The 15,775-nt window shown below is 64.9% G+C and carries 13 protein-coding genes and 1 pseudogene; 4 read left to right on the plus strand and 10 right to left on the minus strand.

Going from position 1 to position 15,775, the window contains the following annotated elements; all coding sequences use genetic code 11:
- Positions 1–2: 2 nt before the first annotated feature.
- From tcuB to ACVIW0_RS02735, 4 genes are all read right to left on the minus strand, one after another.
- Positions 3–1,106: a tricarballylate utilization 4Fe-4S protein TcuB gene (tcuB, locus tag ACVIW0_RS02720; RefSeq protein ID WP_461357229.1), complete on the minus strand. Its 1,104-nt coding sequence runs from the start codon at positions 1,104–1,106 to the stop codon at positions 3–5.
- A gap of 16 nt (positions 1,107–1,122) precedes the next feature.
- A complete protein-coding gene (gene tcuA / locus ACVIW0_RS02725) occupies positions 1,123–2,523 on the minus strand; it encodes an FAD-dependent tricarballylate dehydrogenase TcuA (RefSeq protein ID WP_461350924.1) in 1,401 nt (466 codons plus the stop codon).
- Between the two features lie 132 nt (positions 2,524–2,655).
- Positions 2,656–3,966, minus strand: a complete 1,311-nt coding sequence (gene tcuC, locus ACVIW0_RS02730; RefSeq protein WP_461350925.1) for a tricarballylate/proton symporter TcuC — start codon at positions 3,964–3,966, stop codon at positions 2,656–2,658.
- Positions 3,967–4,132: 166 nt separating this feature from the next.
- Positions 4,133–5,032 (minus strand): transcriptional regulator GcvA, encoded by a 900-nt coding sequence (locus ACVIW0_RS02735; protein WP_461350926.1) that lies wholly within the window; start codon positions 5,030–5,032, stop codon positions 4,133–4,135.
- Between the two features lie 118 nt (positions 5,033–5,150).
- Between ACVIW0_RS02735 and ACVIW0_RS02740 the strand changes: the two genes are divergently transcribed.
- A complete protein-coding gene (locus tag ACVIW0_RS02740) occupies positions 5,151–5,354 on the plus strand; it encodes a DUF1127 domain-containing protein (protein WP_050629523.1) in 204 nt (67 codons plus the stop codon).
- A 173-nt stretch (positions 5,355–5,527) separates the two neighbouring features.
- Positions 5,528–6,151, plus strand: a complete 624-nt coding sequence (locus ACVIW0_RS02745) for a GNAT family N-acetyltransferase (RefSeq protein ID WP_461350927.1) — start codon at positions 5,528–5,530, stop codon at positions 6,149–6,151.
- 212 nt (positions 6,152–6,363) lie between these two features.
- On the opposite strand, the gene ACVIW0_RS02750 is transcribed toward ACVIW0_RS02745, so the two are convergent.
- Positions 6,364–7,194, minus strand: a complete 831-nt coding sequence (locus ACVIW0_RS02750) for an enoyl-CoA hydratase (RefSeq protein WP_461350928.1) — start codon at positions 7,192–7,194, stop codon at positions 6,364–6,366.
- A gap of 226 nt (positions 7,195–7,420) precedes the next feature.
- Complete coding sequence (locus ACVIW0_RS02755; protein ID WP_461350929.1) at positions 7,421–8,122, minus strand: SDR family NAD(P)-dependent oxidoreductase; 702 nt, start codon at positions 8,120–8,122, stop codon at positions 7,421–7,423.
- Between the two features lie 71 nt (positions 8,123–8,193).
- On the opposite strand from ACVIW0_RS02755, the pseudogene ACVIW0_RS02760 reads away from it, so the two are divergent.
- Positions 8,194–9,973 (plus strand): annotated as a pseudogene (locus ACVIW0_RS02760) (acyl-CoA dehydrogenase family protein).
- 86 nt (positions 9,974–10,059) lie between these two features.
- Positions 10,060–11,148, plus strand: a complete 1,089-nt coding sequence (locus ACVIW0_RS02765) for a Zn-dependent alcohol dehydrogenase (protein WP_021081445.1) — start codon at positions 10,060–10,062, stop codon at positions 11,146–11,148.
- A gap of 102 nt (positions 11,149–11,250) precedes the next feature.
- On the opposite strand, the gene ACVIW0_RS02770 is transcribed toward ACVIW0_RS02765, so the two are convergent.
- The 4 genes from ACVIW0_RS02770 to ACVIW0_RS02785 all read right to left on the minus strand — a co-directional run bounded on the left by ACVIW0_RS02770 (position 11,251) and on the right by ACVIW0_RS02785 (position 15,748).
- Positions 11,251–11,604 (minus strand): nuclear transport factor 2 family protein, encoded by a 354-nt coding sequence (locus ACVIW0_RS02770; protein ID WP_461350930.1) that lies wholly within the window; start codon positions 11,602–11,604, stop codon positions 11,251–11,253.
- A 226-nt stretch (positions 11,605–11,830) separates the two neighbouring features.
- Positions 11,831–13,303, minus strand: coding sequence for an amidase (locus tag ACVIW0_RS02775; protein ID WP_461350931.1), 1,473 nt, complete (start codon positions 13,301–13,303; stop codon positions 11,831–11,833).
- Between the two features lie 260 nt (positions 13,304–13,563).
- Positions 13,564–14,535, minus strand: a complete 972-nt coding sequence (mbfA, locus tag ACVIW0_RS02780; protein ID WP_461350932.1) for an iron exporter MbfA — start codon at positions 14,533–14,535, stop codon at positions 13,564–13,566.
- 52 nt (positions 14,536–14,587) lie between these two features.
- On the minus strand, positions 14,588–15,748 hold the full coding sequence (locus ACVIW0_RS02785) for an alpha/beta fold hydrolase (RefSeq protein ID WP_461350933.1): 1,161 nt from the start codon (positions 15,746–15,748) through the stop codon (positions 14,588–14,590).
- Positions 15,749–15,775 lie beyond the last annotated feature (27 nt).

Consider the following 15,775-nt stretch of genomic DNA (forward strand, 5'->3'; position numbering starts at 1 on the left):
GTTCACTCCGCCATCATCTGCCGTTCCCGCGCGTAGCGCACCAGCGCGACGAAGCGGTAGATGCCGTGCACGAACTTGCCATAGGGCATGGTGATGAACAGCGCGAACACCACGCCGAGATGCAGCGCCAGCAGCGGGCCCATCGCGGCGGTCTCGCGCCACAGCAGCAGCGCAAGGCCGCTGATACTGGTCAGGAACAGCATTAGGATGAACGCAGTGTCCATGCCCATGGCCTGCTCATCGACCAGCACGCGATCGCGCTTCCATTTTTCGCTGAGCAGTCCGATCGGGCCGACCACGAGGCCGATGCCGCCGAGCGTGCCGAGCACGACCGGCAGGTCCCACCACGCATAGGGCGCCTCGCGCGCCAGCAGATAGTGGTACAGCGTGCCGACGCAGGTCGCGGCGAAACACAGCAGGAAGCCGTAGAAGGTGAAATGGTGATAGAGCTTGCGGCGATCGGTCGGATGGTCATCCTCGTTGAGGCAGCCGACGCCGCCGCCGTCGAGATAGCGCAACTCGCCGGCATCGCGCACCGCCTGCAACAGCGATTTCGCATCCGTTGTCCTGCCGACCGGTTCGCCGATATCGCGCCAGAACGCGCGAACACCCATCGCGAGCGCCAGGATGGCGTAGAGCAGGGCCAAGCCGAACAATAGGGCCATCGCATTGTGCGGCATCAGTTTGTAGAACGCGCCGGGGCCGCTGTGGATGCCGGTCAGCACGCCGCGGTCGTTGATCGCGGCAAAACCGAAGATGAAGGCGGCGACGCTGAGCGCCGCGACCAGGCTGATGACGAGGCCGTTGCGCGCGAACGCGCCGGCAAAGGCGCGCGGCCAGGCATAGGCGGCATAGGATTCGGCGCGCGCCACCGCGAGCGTCTTCGGCACATTGACGTTGAATTCGTGCGGCGGCGAGAACTGACAGTCGGTGTAGCAGGCGCCGCAGGAATGGCAGAGGTTGGCGAGATAGTTGAGGTCGCCGTCGGAGAAGGCGCGGCGCATCTCCATCGCGGGAAACACCGCGCACAGGCCCTCGCAATAGCGGCAGGAATTGCACACCGTCATCAGACGGTCGGCTTCCTGCAATGTCCTCGTCCCGTGCATCGCGCCAGCCTCGCCCTCAATTCCGCGCATTCTTCGCCGCTTCCCGCCCGGCGACGCGGCCGAACACGCTGCCGATGGTCATGCCGATGCCGGCGGCGTAGCCCTTGCCGAGCACGTTGCCGGCCATGATCTCGCCGGCGGCGAACATGTTGGCGGACGGCTTGCCGTCCTTCATCAGCATCCGCGACTGCTTGTTCACGCGGGTGCCGAGATAGGTGAAGGTGATGCCGGGCCGCACCGGATAGGCGAGGTAGGGCGGCGTCTCGATCCTGCGCGCCCAATGCGTCTTGGCCGGCGTGATGCCTTCGGTTCGGCAGTCGTCGAGGACGGTGTGGTCGAACGTGCCGGGCTGCACCGCGGCGTTGAAGTCGGTGATGGTCTTTTCCAGCGCGGTCGCGTCGAGCTCGAGCTTGCCGGCGAGTTCGGCGATCGTCGCGCCCGCGATCGGCGGAAACAGCGTCGGCATGAAGCTGGTCACCACGGTCGAATCGAAGATGATGTAGGCGATCTGGTCGGGCTGCGCTGCGACCAGACGGCCCCAGATCGCATAGCGCTTCGGCCAGATGTCCTCGCCTTCGTCGTAGAAGCGCTCGGCATGCTTGTTGACGACGATGCCGAACACGACCGAGTCGTGGCGGGTGATGATGCCTCCGTCGAATTTCGGCGCACGGGCGTCGATCGCCACTGCATGGCACTGCGTCGGATCGCCGATCTCCTGCACGCCCTTGGCCAGCAGCATCTTGAGGATCGCGCCGCGGTTATAGGGCGTGCCGCGGATCAGGAAATTGTCGGCGGCCTCACCCCAATACTCCTTCAACCATTCGATATTGGCCTCGAAGCCGCCGGCGGCTGCAACCAGCGTCGAGGCGCGCACCTCGGTCCGGCCGCCGACCGGCTGCTTCAGCTGCGCTGCGAGGAACATGCCGTCTTCGATCGTGAGATCGATCACCTCGGCATCGTAGAGGATGTCGACGCCGATCTGCGCCGCAGTGCGATAGAGCGCGTTCAGCATGGCGCGGCCGCCGCCGAGGAAGAACGAGTTGGTGCGGCCGAGGCTCAGCGTGCCGCCGAGCGAGGGCTGCCAGCGCACGCCCTGTTCGACGATCCAGTTCAAGATGTCCTTGGACTCGTGGATCATGAAGCGGGCCAGTTCCTCGTCGGTCTGGCCGCCGGTCACCAGCAGCAAATCCTTCCAGAACTCCTCCTCGGTGTAGGGGCCGGTGAGGATCTCGGTCGCCGCGTCATGGGCGCAGCGCATGTTGCGGGTGTGCCGGGTATTGCCGCCGCGGTAGAATTTCGGGGCGCCTTCCAGCACCAGCACCGAGGCGCCGGCGCGACGTGCGCTGATCGCGGCGCAAAGCGCGGCATTGCCGCCGCCGATCACCAGCACGTCGAACCTGCGCGTCAGATCAACCATGCGCTCTTGTTATCGTTGTTGGCATGGAAAGCAACAGGGGCAGGCGAATGAGCATGATCCGGAAAAGTGTGTAGCGGTTTTCCGATAGATCATGCTCAAATCAGGAGTCCCGCCCCGATTGCATGCGGACGCTCAGGCCGCGACCGTCTCGCGCTGCTCGATGGTCTGGCCGCCACGATAGACGATCAGCGCGGCAACGATGCCGAGCACCGCGGCGCACATCAGCCAGTAGCCGGGCGAGGCCTTGTCGCCGGTCTGCTGGATCAGCCAAGTCGAGGCGAACGGCGTGAAGGTGCCGAACAGGCCGGCCGCCAGCGCAAACGCCAGCGAGAAGCAGGTGGTGCGGACATGCGCCGGCACGATCTCGACCAGCGCGCCGAGCATGGTGCCGCTGTAGACGCCGAAATAGAACGAGAACATCATCTCGACCGCCAGCATCTTTCCGAAGGTCGGTTCCGTCACCAGCCAGTGCAGCGCCGGATAGGCCGTCACCAGCGACAGGCAAGCGATCGCCAGCAGCACCGGCTTGCGGCCGAGCCGGTCGGACAGCGCGCCGCCGACCGGATTCCAGATGAAATTGGTTACCGCCACCAGCAGCGTCACCAGCAGCGCGTCCTGGGTCGAGAGCTTCAGCACGGCCTTGCCGAAGGTCGGCGTATAGACGGTGACGAAGTAGAACGTCGTCGTGGTCAGCACCGCGATCATCATGCCGAGGATGACGATGCGCCAGTTGGCGAGCGCCGAGGCAAACACCTCGCGCGCCGTCGGATGCTTCTTCATCGCCAGGAATGCGGGGGTCTCCTCCAGCGTCCGGCGCAGGAAGAAGATCACCGGGATGATCAGGCAGCCGACGAAGAACGGGATGCGCCAGCCCCAGGCGGCAACGGTCGCGGCCGGCATGCTCTCGCTCAGGATGAAGCCGAGGATCGAGGCAACGAAGATCGCGACCTGCTGGCTCGACGACTGGAACGAGGTGTAGAAGCCGCGATTGCCGGGCGTGGCGATTTCAGCGAGATACACCGAGACGCCGCCGAGCTCGACGCCGGCGGAGAAGCCCTGCAGCAGGCGGGCGATCAGCACGATGATCGGCGCGGCAATGCCGATCGTCGCATAGGTCGGGCAGATCGCGATCACGACGGTGCCGACCGCCATGATTGCCAGCGTCACGATCAGGCCCTGGCGGCGGCCGATCTTGTCGATATAGGCGCCGAGCACGATCGCGCCGACCGGGCGCATCAAGGCGCCAAGCCAGAACACGCCGAACGCGTTGAGCAGCGCGGCGGTCTCGTTCTCGGAGGGGAAGAAGGCCTTGGCGATCAGGGGCGCATAAAAGCCGAACAGGAAGAAATCGAACTGCTCGAGGAAATTGCCGCTGGTCGCACGCAGGATGGCGCCGAGGCGCGATTTGATTTGCGGGACTTGCGATGAACTCGACTGCGACATAACGCCCTTTCCTCCCCGTGGCAAAACGGCCGGCGCAAATGGCCTCGCCGGCCAAGGCAGTTAACTGCCATATGCGGCAATTTGGCACGCCTGTTGGGCGTGACCAACCCGAAATCGCGTCGCTGCTATCGGAAAAAAGCCCTAGGAGAAAACTGCGTGCGCCGCATCAAGGCGTCGAATGCGCCGTGGTGGCGAGCCAGGAGCGGAAGGCTGAGAGTTTTGGTGAATCGGCGCGTCCCTGCGGCGTGACCAGATAGAAGCCCGCATCTGCCGGCAGCGCGATCTTGAAGGGGACCACGAGGCGGCCCTTGGCGATGTCGTCCTGCACATAGGAGGTGCGGCCCATCGCGATGCCGATGCCGTCGATCGCGGCCTGGAGCGTCACGAACAGCAGGTCGAAGGTCACGCCCGGCTGTTTGGAAATATCGGTCGGCAGGCCTGCTGCGGTCAGCCACAGCCGCCAGTCGTCGCTATTGGCGTTGCTGGTGTGCAGCAGCACGTGATCCCTGAGGTCTTCGGGGCATTTCAGCGGCTTGTTGCCCTGCAGCAGCGACGGGCTGCACACCGGAAACAGCTCGTCCGCCATCAACCAGTCGGCGCGCAGGCCCGCCCATTGGCCGCGGCCATAGCGAATCGCCGCGTCGACCTTGTCGCGCTGGAAGTCGACCAGGCTGGTCGAGGTGGTGATGCGGACGTCGATGCCGGAATGCGCCTCCTGGAATGCCGACAGCCGTGGCAGCAGCCATTTGGCGGCGAGCGAGGCCAAGGTCGAGACCGTCAGCACATGATCGTCGTCGCGGCGCAGCAGGCGATCGGTCGCTAGTCTCAAGTCATTGAAGGCGGCGCGGACGCCGGGAAGGTATTCCGCAGCCTCCGGCGTCAGGCTCAGGGAGCGGTTCTGGCGGATGAACAGGCGGACGCCGAGTTCCTCCTCCAGCCGCCGGATCTGATGGCTGATCGCGGTCTGCGTCACATTCAATTCGGACGCCGCCAGCGTGAAGCTCATGTGCCGCGCGGCGGCCTCGAAAGCCCTCAGGCCGTTCAGCGAAGGCAGCCGGCTGGTCATCCCTGATTTGCCTCCAAGTGCATGACTTTAATTCATGCGAAACGGTACAAAGTGTCGTTTGTGAGCGGGCCGAATGGCGCAGATATTAACGCCAACAGGTTACCGAGAGGAGCCGCAAATGTCCATTTTCACCCATGAATCGATGACAAATCATCATATGCCGGGCCTTTTGCACCAGGTCGGCGAGACCCTGCATGTGTGGTGGGAGCGCTACGAGCGTCGCCGCGAGCTGTCGCAGTGGACCGAGCGCGATCTGCACGACATCGGCATGTCCCGCAGCGACATCGTTTTCGAGACCGAGAAGCCGTTCTGGCGGGCCTGATGGGCCGCCAGAGCGCGACCAGCAAAAGTGGGCGCCGGTTTTGCGTCCGGTCGCGCTCCAAACTTAAGCAAGGCGCATGACCGCGGCCGCTTCACACTTCGGCGGATCATGCGCCGCCCGGCGCTGCTTCCACCGAAGGGCGCCGGCCAATTTCTTCTCCCGAGGAGCGTGTCATGACTGCGCTGCATCTCGACGATCTCAAGCAATACACTGATCTGCTGCGCGCCAAGGACGGCAGCGAGATCAAGGTGCGCTTCGTCGAGCCGCGCGACCGCGAGGAGCTGCAGAGCTACATCCGCTCGCTCTCCGCGGCGTCACGTTACAACCGCTTCCTGGGCGCACTGAGCGAGCTGCCGAAGACGGAGCTCGAGCGATTCATCCATGTCGGCGAGGCTGACCGGTTCACGGTGGTCGCGACGATGCTGGTCGATGGCTTTGAGACCATCGTCGGCGAAGCGCGCTACGCCTTCCATGCCGATACGTCGAGCGTCGAGTTCGGCCTGTCGATCGATGACCGGTGGCAGGGCCACGGCATTGGCAAGGCGCTATTGAAGAATCTCGAATGCCGTGCGGCGTCCTTTGGAGCCGAGCGCATCTTCGGCGATACGCTGCGGTCCAACGCCGCGATGATCGGCCTCGCTCGCAAGTCGGATTACGCCTTTGCGGCGAGCCCCGGCGACTGGAAGCTGGTGCGCTTTGCCAAGGAGATCCACGTCGAACCGCAAGACATTCCCTGTGCCAGCTGGCGGCTTGCCGCCACTTCCCGCTTGGCCGCGATGTCCTCGCTTGCGGTTTGACTGACTAGGCCCGGTTCTGGCCCCTCCAGAACCGGGCCCTTTTCTTTGTGATTGCCCTGATCCCGTAGCCCGGATGCAGCGAAGCGCAATCCGGGAAAGCTCTCACAATGGAGAAAGCCGCCCCGGATTTCGCTTCGCTGCATCCGGGCTACAGGCTCTCACCTCCCTGACCTTCCCCTTTCAGGGGGAAGGGGAAGAGAGCGCAGACGCGCTCAACTCCCCCGAAACACCGGCTTGCGCTTCTCGATGAAGGCCTGCACCGCTTCCTTGTGATCGGCCGTCGTGGTGAGGCGGATCAGCCGCTCGGCCTCGTGGTCGCGCGCGGTGGCGAAATCGAATTGCAGCGCTTCGTCGAGATTGTCCTTCATGTAGCGCAGCGCCAATGTCGGGCCCTCGGCGATCGACTTCGCCAGCGCGAAGGCTTCGTCCTGCAGCGCCTCGTCGGGCACCACGCGGTTGACGAGGCCGATCTGCTCGCATCTGGCGGCGTCGACCTTTTCCGAGGTGAACATCAATTCGCGGGCGCGCGAGGTACCGACCAGCCGCGTCAGCAGCCAGGCCATGCCGTAATCGCCGCTCAGCGCCACGCGCAGATAACCGGTCGAGATGAAGGCGGATTGCGCCGCGATCCTGATATCGCAGGCCATCGCGATCGCAAGCCCGGCGCCGACCGCGGGGCCGGGAAGTGCTGCAATGGTCGGCTTGCGCACCGAGGCGAGCGCGCCGGTCAGCAGGCGCTGGCGCTCCTGCAGATCCGCGACCTTGTCCTCATAGGACATTTCGAGTTTCTTCGGGTCGCGATTGGCGCCCATGCCCTTGACGTTGCCACCGGCGCAGAACGCCTTGCCGGCCCCGGTGACCACCAGCACGCCGACTTCGGGGTTCTCGCCGCAGGTCCGGATCATCGTGCGCAACGCCGGCGTCAGCGTGTCCGACAGCGAGTTGCGCGCATCCGGGCGGTTCAGCGTGATGATGGCGACGCGGTCGCGGATCACGCAGAGCAGTTCGTCGGTGCCCGTCTCGATTTTGATTTCGCTGGTCATGTCGCTCCCCGTTTGTTTGTTGCGTCATTCCGGGGCGATGCGAAGCATCGAACCCGGAATCTCGAGATTCCGGGTCTGGTGCTACGCACCATCCCGGAATGACGGTGAAAGGCTTCATAGGGTGGGCAAAGCAAAGCGTGCCCACCATCGCGAGCTGAGTGCCGAAGGTGAGCAAGGCGCAAGCGCGCCTTTGCTTACGCTACGCGTTTACATGATATTCGTCATCTCAAAACTTCTCGACCCAGGGCCGCAGTTCCAGCTCCCAGGTCCAGGCGCTGCGCGGCTGCTGCAGCACGTTCCAGTAGCTCAACGCGATCGCATCGGGATCGAGCATCGAGTCCGGCTTGTCGGCAGGCTCGGTGCGGGCGGCGCTGCGGATGCCGCCGTCGATCACGAAATGCGCGACATGGATGCCCTGCGGCGACAATTCGCGCGCCATGCTCTGCGCCAGGCCGCGCAGCGCGAACTTGCCCATCGCGAACGGCGCCGATTGTGCGTAGCCCTTGACGCTGGCGGAGGCGCCGGTAAACAGGATCGCGCCCTTCTTGTTAGGCAGCATGCGCTTCGCCGCCTCCTGCGCCACCAGGAAGCCGCCGAACGCGGAGACCGCGATCGCCTGCTCGACCTCTGACGGCACGAGTTCGACGAACGGCCCGCGGCTGCGGCCACTGGCATTATAGACCACCAGATCAGGCGTTCCTATCTCGCGCTCGACCAGACCGAACAGCCGCTCGACATCCTCGGCCTTGGTGGTGTCGCAGGCATAGGCCTTCGCGCCGGTTTCGGTGCAGAGCGCGCCGAGCTTCTCGATGCTGCGGGCGCCCAGTGCCACCCGAATTCCCTCCCGCGAAAATAGCCGCGTCAGCGAGGCGCTGAGGCCCGCGCCGGCGCCGACGATCAGGGCGATCTTGTATTCTGGAATATCCATTGGGCTTTCCTTTGCTCGGCCGGAGGAGGATAGTCGTGCACAAACAAATGAGCACCGCAGCCGGGAATTCAATGCAGCCGCACAAGCAGGATCCGAAAACGTCCGCCAGCCAGCCGGGTCTGTTGGCGCCCGACACCACCGGAATGAATTTCTACCGGGCCGATCCGGCGCTATCAGATCTTCTGAAACTGCATCTGCCCGAAGCGTTGTTCCGCCACATCGAGCCGCATCTCGACCGGCTCGGCGGATTGGCCGGTGGCACGCTCGACGAATACGCGCGGTTGGCCGACCGGCATACGCCGGTGCTGCACCAGCGCGACAAGTTCGGCCGCGACGTGCAAACAATCGAATATCATCCGGCCTATCGCGAGATCGAGAAGGCCGCGTTCGGCGAGTTCGGCATTCATGCGCTGTCGCTGCGCAAGGGCATCATGGGCTGGCCCGACAAATATCCCGTGGCGGCCAAGCACGCCTTTACGTTCCTGTTCAATCAGACCGAATTCGGCATGGGCTGCCCGATCAACGTCACCGACGGCTGCGCCAAGCTGCTGGCGAATTTCGGCAGCGAGGCGTTGAAGGCGAAATATTTGGACGGACTGACCCAGACCGACATGAGCAAACTGACCCAGGGCGGCCAGTTCATGACCGAGAAGGAAGGCGGCTCCGACGTCGGCACGCTCACCACGCGCGCCGTGCAGGAGGGCGACCACTGGCGGCTCTACGGCGAGAAGTGGTTTTGCTCGAACGCCGATGCCAAGGTGGTGATGCTGCTGGCGCGCCCGGACGGCGCGGGGCCGGGCACCAAAGGCGTCGGCTTTGTTCCTGATGCCGCGCTTCCTCGATGACGGTTCGCAGAACCACTACCGGATCGTGCGGCTGAAGGACAAGCTCGGCACCCGCTCGATGGCCTCGGGCGAGATCAAGTTCGACGGCGCGATCGCCTACGCGGTCGGCAAGCTCGACCGCGGCTTCGTGCAGATGGCCGAGATGGTGAACTCGTCGCGGCTCTCCAATGGCGTGAAGTCGACCGCGTTGATGCGCCGTGCGTGGCATGACGCGATCACCGTAGCGCGCGGCCGCGTCGTGTTCGGCCAGCGCATCATCGACCTGCCGCTGGCGCGGCGCCAGCTGATGAAGATCATGCTGCCGACCGAGCAGGCGCTGTCGATGAGCTTCTTGACCGCGGACGCGCTCGACCGCGCCGAGGCCGGCAGCCAGGATGCCGCAGCGCTGCTGCGTATCCTGACCCCGACCCTGAAATTCCGCGCCACCCGTGATGCCCGAAAAGTCTGCGGCGACGCCATGGAGATGCGCGGCGGCATCGGCTACATCGAGGAATTCGTTACGCCGCGGCTGCTGCGCGATGCGCATCTCGGCTCGATCTGGGAAGGCACCGGCAACATCGTCGCGATCGATGCGCTGAAGCGCGCGGTTGGGCGCCACGGTGCCGACAATGCGCTCGCTGCCGATCTGCACGCGCGGCTCGATGACAGCGCCAACGTGCCGCAGGCCTGGCGAAGCCGGCTGCGCGATCTCAGCGACCGCGCGATCGCGTTTGCACGCGAGGTCGCAAGCCGTATCGACAATGAGGGCGATGCGCGGCGCGCCACCAGCCTGCTCTATCATGTCGCAAGTGCCGTGGCGCTGGCGTGGGAAGGCGGACGCATTCACGAGATGCGCGGCGACGCGCGCCGGCTGCTGCTGTCACGGATGGTGATCGATCACCGCGTGATGCCGGGCGATCCGTTCCGGCTAACGGAAAATACCGTTCAGCGCAGGATCACAGAGCACCTGCTCGGCGATCGCGCCGTCGGCATGGCCGAGGTTGGCGAATTGCTCCTCGCAGCGTAGGCTGATCTTCGGCCGCTAGCGCAGTCTCACCTCTCCCATCGGAGAGGTGAGAGCGGGCACAACAAAAAACATGAGAGGAAATTCCGATGAAGGCCGCCGTCCTGCATGAAGTCAATCAGCCGCTGGTGATCGAGGATGTCAGCGTGCCCAATCCCGGGCCGCGTGAGGTCCTGATCCGCACCGCGGTCGCGGGCCTCTGCCATTCCGACCTGCATTTCATGGAAGGTCTCTATCCGCATCCGCTGCCCGCTGTGCTCGGCCATGAATCGGCCGGCGTGGTCGAGAAGGTCGGCTCCGACGTCAACTACGTGAAGCCGGGCGACCACGTCGTGACCTGTCTCTCGGTGTTCTGCGGCACCTGCGACAATTGCACCACCGGCCGCACCGTGCTGTGCACCGACACCACGGTGAAGATGCTGCCCGGCGCCTCCAACCGGCTGTCGTGGGGCCGGAAGGAGAAGCTCAATCAGTTCCTCAATCTGTCGTCGTTCGCTGAGCAGATGCTGGTGCACGAGAACGCCATCGTGAAGATCAAGAAGGAGATGCCGCTCGATCTCGCCGCGCTGATCGGCTGCGGCGTCATCACCGGTTACGGCGCGGTGGTGAATACCGCGAAGGTCACCGCGGGTGAGACCGTGGCCGTGATCGGCTGCGGCGGCGTCGGCATGGCTGCGATCAACGGCGCGCAGATCGCCGGGGCCGGCCGCATCATCGCGATCGACACCAATCCGGCCAAGCTGCAGCTCGCGACAAAACTGGGCGCCACCGACATCGTCGACCCGGCTCGCGGCGACGTGGTCCAGCAGGTGCGCGAGCTCACCGGCGGCGGTGTGCAGCACTCCTTCGAGGTGCTCGGCCGCAAGGACACCGCCGAGCAGGCCTTCGCCATGCTGGCGGCGGGCGGCACCGCGACGATCGTCGGCATGATCCCGTTCGGTCAAAAGATCGAGCTCCACGGTTTCGACTTCCTGCGCGAGCGCCGCATCCAGGGTTCGTCGATGGGCTCGAACCATTTCCGCGTCGACATGCCGCGCCTGGTCGACTTCTACATGCGCGGGAGACTCCATCTCGAGGACTGGATCTCGGCCAAGCTGAAGCTCTCCGAGATCAACGAGGGCTTTGCCAACATGAAGGCCGGCAAGACGCTGCGCAGCGTGATCATGTTCGACAGCTGAGGCGACCCAGTACGCCGCGGCGGAAGTTGCGTGAAGCAACCGCAGCCGCGGCGTACTGGATGCCCCGCATGACAGCGGAGGGTGAGGCTACGAGCGTCCGCCTTACCGCGCCACATGCGCCGACACCGCGAGCCAATTGCCATTCTGCCGCGCCCAGCAGTCGGTGTAGCGGCCATAGGCCTGCTCACCGTCGGCGTTGGTGTAGCTGGTCTTCGCGTGGATGATGGCGAAATCGCCGAGGATGCGGATCTTGACCTCCTCGGCCTTCAGGCCCTTGATCTTCACCGGGATGGCCGTCTGTTTCAGGAAGGCGGTGCGGTCGACCAAGCTCTTGTCGGGATTGGTGCAGTAGAAGTCCTGCGCCAGGATTTCATCGAAGCGCTTGGCGTCGCAGTTCTGTACGGAATCGACGTAGTCCTTGTTGAGCTTTGTCAGCTCCTCGAGATCGTTGTTCATTGGTTTTCCCTCCCTGGTTCTGCTGTTCGTCATTACTCTGCGCTTAGCTGGGTCCTGGAACCGTCATCCTGAGGAGCGGCGCTTGCGCCGCGTCTCGAAGGATGCGCGGCCACGAGCTGGGCCGTCGACCCTTCGAGACGGCCGCTTCGCGGCCTCCTCAGGGTGACGGTGACCGGGTTGGGTACCGTCATCGCTCTCCAATGACAGTCTCTCCTGTCCTCACATATCAATCATCGAACATCTTCGGCGGCACGAAGCCGCCGAATTCGCGCTCGATCAGCTCGGCGAGCTTGAGCGGCGTGCGGTCCTCGAGCCACGGGCCGACGATCTGCACGCCGACCGGCAGCCCGTCGGGCGCGAATCCGGTCGGGATCGCGGTCGAGGGCAGGCCGGGCAGGGTCGCGATGCCGGGCCAGGCGAGCTGGTCGGCGTAGACGTGCGGCTCGCCGTCGATCAGGATCTTGCGCTGCTCCTGGTCGGGCGAATGATCGTGCGGATAGGCCGGCGTCGGCATGATCGGGCAGATCACCGCGTCGAACGATTTGAACAGCTCGCGCCATTGCGCGCGCAGCCGCGAGCGGGCGTAGGTCGCCTGCACCCAGTCGCGATGGCTGAGCGCGATGCCGCGCAGCCGTTCGGCCTGCAGGCTCGTGTTGTCGGCGGGCAGCGCCGCCGCTGCCGCGCAGGCGCCGGCATAGACCTCGGGCGGGAAGCTCGCGGCGAGGAACGACAGCAGCATCCGCATATAGAGCCGCGACGACGCAGCGAAATCCGGCAGCAACGGGCTCGACCGCGAAACCTTCGCGCCGGCCTTGTCGAGATTGCTGGCAAGCTTGTCGATGCTGCCGCGAACCGCTCGGTCGGTCGGCAACACCGGATCGGTGTCGATGACGAGGATGTGGAAATCCTTCAGGTTGGTATGCCGTGCCGCCGGCAGGTCGAGCTTGTAGGCCTTGCCGACATCGAGCGGGTCGGGGGCGGCCATCACGTCGAGCAGCAGCGCCAGGTCGGCCGCGCCGCGCGCCATCGGGCCGATCACCGCGAGGTCGCGCTCGTAGATGATCGGCGGCGCCGGCGGCGCGGTGTGGCCGCGCGAGGCCAGCAGATTGAAGGTCGGCTTGTGCGCATAGATGCCGCAGTGGAAGCCCGGGACCCGCAGCGAGCCGCCGATGTCGGAGCCGAGCGACAGCGCGCCGTAGCCCGCGGCGAGCGCCGCCGATGATCCGCCGGAAGAACCGCCCGGCGTGCGGCCGAGGTCGTAGGGGTTGTTGGTGGTGCCGTAGATCTCGTTGTAGCTCTGCCAGTCGGCGAGGGCGACCGGCACGTTAGTCTTGCCGAGGATCACGCCGCCGGCGTCCTTCACCCGCTGGACCGCGAGCGCGTCTTCGGTCGGCGTGAAATCCTTGTGCGGCGGGAAGCCCCAGGTGGTCGGCAATCCCGCGACATTGAAGGATTCCTTCACGGTCATGGGAATGCCGAGCAGCGGCCTGTGCTCGCCGCGCGCGATTGCGGCGTCCGCAGCGCGGGCCGCCGCGAGGCCGCGCTCGAAATCGCGCACGCAGACCGCGTTGACCTTGCCGTCATGGCGCTCGATGCGGCCGATCGCATCTTCCGCGAGTTCGACGGCCGAGACCTCTTTCTTGCGCAGCGCCGCCGACAGTTCGACGGCGGTCTTGAAACTCCATTGCGATTTGGCCACGGCGTGCTCCCGGTTCTGGTGTTGGCGCGATGATGGGCAGTTTGGCTGCCGCCCGCAAGCGCTGTAACCGCGACGCCGCCGTCGTGCTTGATCGGAATTGCCATCCTCACCTCGCCCCGCTTGCGGGGAGAGGTCGGATTGCATCGCAAGATGCAATCCGGGTGAGGGGGTACAGGTCTCTCCGACATCACATTTGCGGAGGGAAGCCTCTCTCCCCGTAAGAACGACGTAAGAACGGGGAGAGGGAGAATGAACCATTGCTACGCCGCGCCGATTAATATGCCGACCGCGAGCACGATTGCGCCGCCGAGCACGATCTGGAATACCGCCTGCAGGAACGGCGTGTCCATGTAGCGCGAACGGATGAAGGCGATCGCCCACAATTCGAAGAACACCACGATGCCGGCGATCGCGGTCGCGATCCAGAACGCATTCGGCCAGGCATCCGGCACCAGATAGGGAATGGTGTGGCCAAGGCCGCCCAGCGTCGTCATCAATCCGCAGGTGAGGCCGCGCAGCCAGGGCGAACCGCGGCCGGTCAGCGAGCCGTCGTCCGACAGCGCCTCGGCAAAGCCCATGCTGATGCCGGCGCCGATCGAGGCAGCGAGGCCGACCAGGAAGGTCTGCCAGTTGTGATGGGTGGCGAAGGCGGCGGCGAACAGCGGCGCCAGGGTCGAGACCGAGCCGTCCATCAATCCGGCAAGTCCCGGCTGCACATATTGCAGCACGAACATCCGCCGCCGCGTGCGGTCTTCCTCCGCGCGCACGTCGGGCTTGAGGATCTCGCCGGTGAGCTTGACCGCGAGTTTCTCGTGGCCCTTCTCCTCCTCGGCGAGATCGCCGAGCAGCCGGCGCACGCCGGTATCCTCGGCCTTCTCGGCTGCCTTGGCGTAGAAGCGCGCGGCCTCCAGCTCCATGGTCTCGACTTCCTTGCGGATGGTGTCGAGCGGCAGGTTCTTGGTCAGCCAGATCGGACGCCGGTGCAGTAAGCCCTTGACGTCTTCGCGCCGGATCGGCGGCAGATGCGGACCGAAGCGCTGTTCGTAGGTTTCGAGCAGCCGGTGACGATGGCCACGCTCCTCCTCGGCCATCTCCTCGAAGATCTTCGCGGTATCGGGATAGCGGCCAGCGAGGTCCTCGGCGAAGGACATGTAGATCCGGCTGTCCTCCTCCTCGGAGGCAATCGCGACCGCCAGCACCTCGCGCTCGGTCAGATCGGCAAAATTCTTCACGGGATGACGCCTCAAGATAAGTTTAGAACTATTCTAAACTATATCGGCGGCGTCAGCTATGGTTCAATTCGGCAACCTTGCCAAGAAATTGCAGCAGCAGCCGGCTCACCTCATCCGGCTGCTCCTGCTGTACCCAATGGCCGGCGCCATCGACCAGGTGGCAGCCGATCATGTTGGTGCAGGCCTTGGTCTGCATCGTCTCGAACACGCCGGGGCGCTGATAGGTGCCCCAATCCTGCTTGCCCGAGATGAATGCCGAGGGCTGATCGATGCTGCGGCCGCTCCAGGTCTGCAATTCCGCCGTGAACGCGCCTGACGTGCCGCAGCGATACCATTGCAGGCCGCCCTGGAATCCCGTGCGCTGATACTCCGCGCTGTAGTAGGCGAGCTCGCGGTCCGGCAGCCAAAGGTTGGCGGCGATCGCCTCGCGTGACGGCATCTCCTCGGCCACCGTCGCGGCCATGTCCTTGGCGAGATCCATCACGTAATAGGTTGGCAGCTTTGCCAGCTCGCCCGCCGACCATGACTGCAGCGGATACGGTCTGTTGTCTTTCCAGTCCGCGCTCTTGTGATGATAGTAGGCGCGCAGGAAATCGTGCACGCCCTGCGGCGCGCGATGCATGTCGGCATTGGCCTGATACGTCGAATAGTACCATTGGTAGTGTTTGCGCGGCCGCGGCAGCGCGGCGAGCTCGCGATGCACAGGGTCTTCGGCCGCGGGCTTCGCCGGCACGTTCGCCGTGTTGAACGGCAATGACGGCGGCCCGGAGAATGGCGCACTCATCATCACCACCGCGCGGAACACGTCGGGCCGGATCAGTGCGCACCATGCCGCGACCGACGAGCCGAAATCGTGCCCGATCACCGCATCGACATGGGTGTAGCCGAACGCTGCGACCAGCCCGAGCGCATCGCGCACCAGGTTGGGCAGCCGGAACGATGCGAGATCGCCGTCGTAATCCGCGCTCCAGCCCGTGGTGCGGCCATAGCCGCGCTGGTCCGGCGCGATCACGTGATAGCCTGCCGCGGCGAGCTTCGGCATCACCTTGCGCCACGAGAATGCCAGCTCCGGAAAGCCGTGCAGCAGCAACAGGCAAGGCCGGCCCGATGTTTCGAAGCCGGCTTCGAGCACATGCATGGTGAGGCCGTTGATCCCATCGACATAACGCGAGCGGATGGTAGAAGGGAGCGGGATGTCGGGCAGCGTTTCCATCTGAGATCACCTGTTGGGCATCGTCGC

This window comes from Bradyrhizobium sp. USDA 4454, assembly GCF_054822705.1.

Bases quoted from the DNA above. Each gene is read 5' to 3' on its own strand.
- tcuB (WP_461357229.1), bottom strand. From the start codon at position 1,106: ATGCACGGGACGAGGACATTGCAGGAAGCCGACCGTCTGATGACGGTG.
- tcuA (WP_461350924.1), bottom strand. From the start codon at position 2,523: ATGGTTGATCTGACGCGCAGGTTCGACGTGCTGGTGATCGGCGGCGGC.
- tcuC (WP_461350925.1), bottom strand. From the start codon at position 3,966: ATGTCGCAGTCGAGTTCATCGCAAGTCCCGCAAATCAAATCGCGCCTC.
- ACVIW0_RS02735 (WP_461350926.1), bottom strand. From the start codon at position 5,032: ATGACCAGCCGGCTGCCTTCGCTGAACGGCCTGAGGGCTTTCGAGGCC.
- ACVIW0_RS02740 (WP_050629523.1), top strand. From the start codon at position 5,151: ATGTCCATTTTCACCCATGAATCGATGACAAATCATCATATGCCGGGC.
- ACVIW0_RS02745 (WP_461350927.1), top strand. From the start codon at position 5,528: ATGACTGCGCTGCATCTCGACGATCTCAAGCAATACACTGATCTGCTG.
- ACVIW0_RS02750 (WP_461350928.1), bottom strand. From the start codon at position 7,194: ATGACCAGCGAAATCAAAATCGAGACGGGCACCGACGAACTGCTCTGC.
- ACVIW0_RS02755 (WP_461350929.1), bottom strand. From the start codon at position 8,122: ATGGATATTCCAGAATACAAGATCGCCCTGATCGTCGGCGCCGGCGCG.
- ACVIW0_RS02765 (WP_021081445.1), top strand. From the start codon at position 10,060: ATGAAGGCCGCCGTCCTGCATGAAGTCAATCAGCCGCTGGTGATCGAG.
- ACVIW0_RS02770 (WP_461350930.1), bottom strand. From the start codon at position 11,604: ATGAACAACGATCTCGAGGAGCTGACAAAGCTCAACAAGGACTACGTC.
- ACVIW0_RS02785 (WP_461350933.1), bottom strand. From the start codon at position 15,748: ATGGAAACGCTGCCCGACATCCCGCTCCCTTCTACCATCCGCTCGCGT.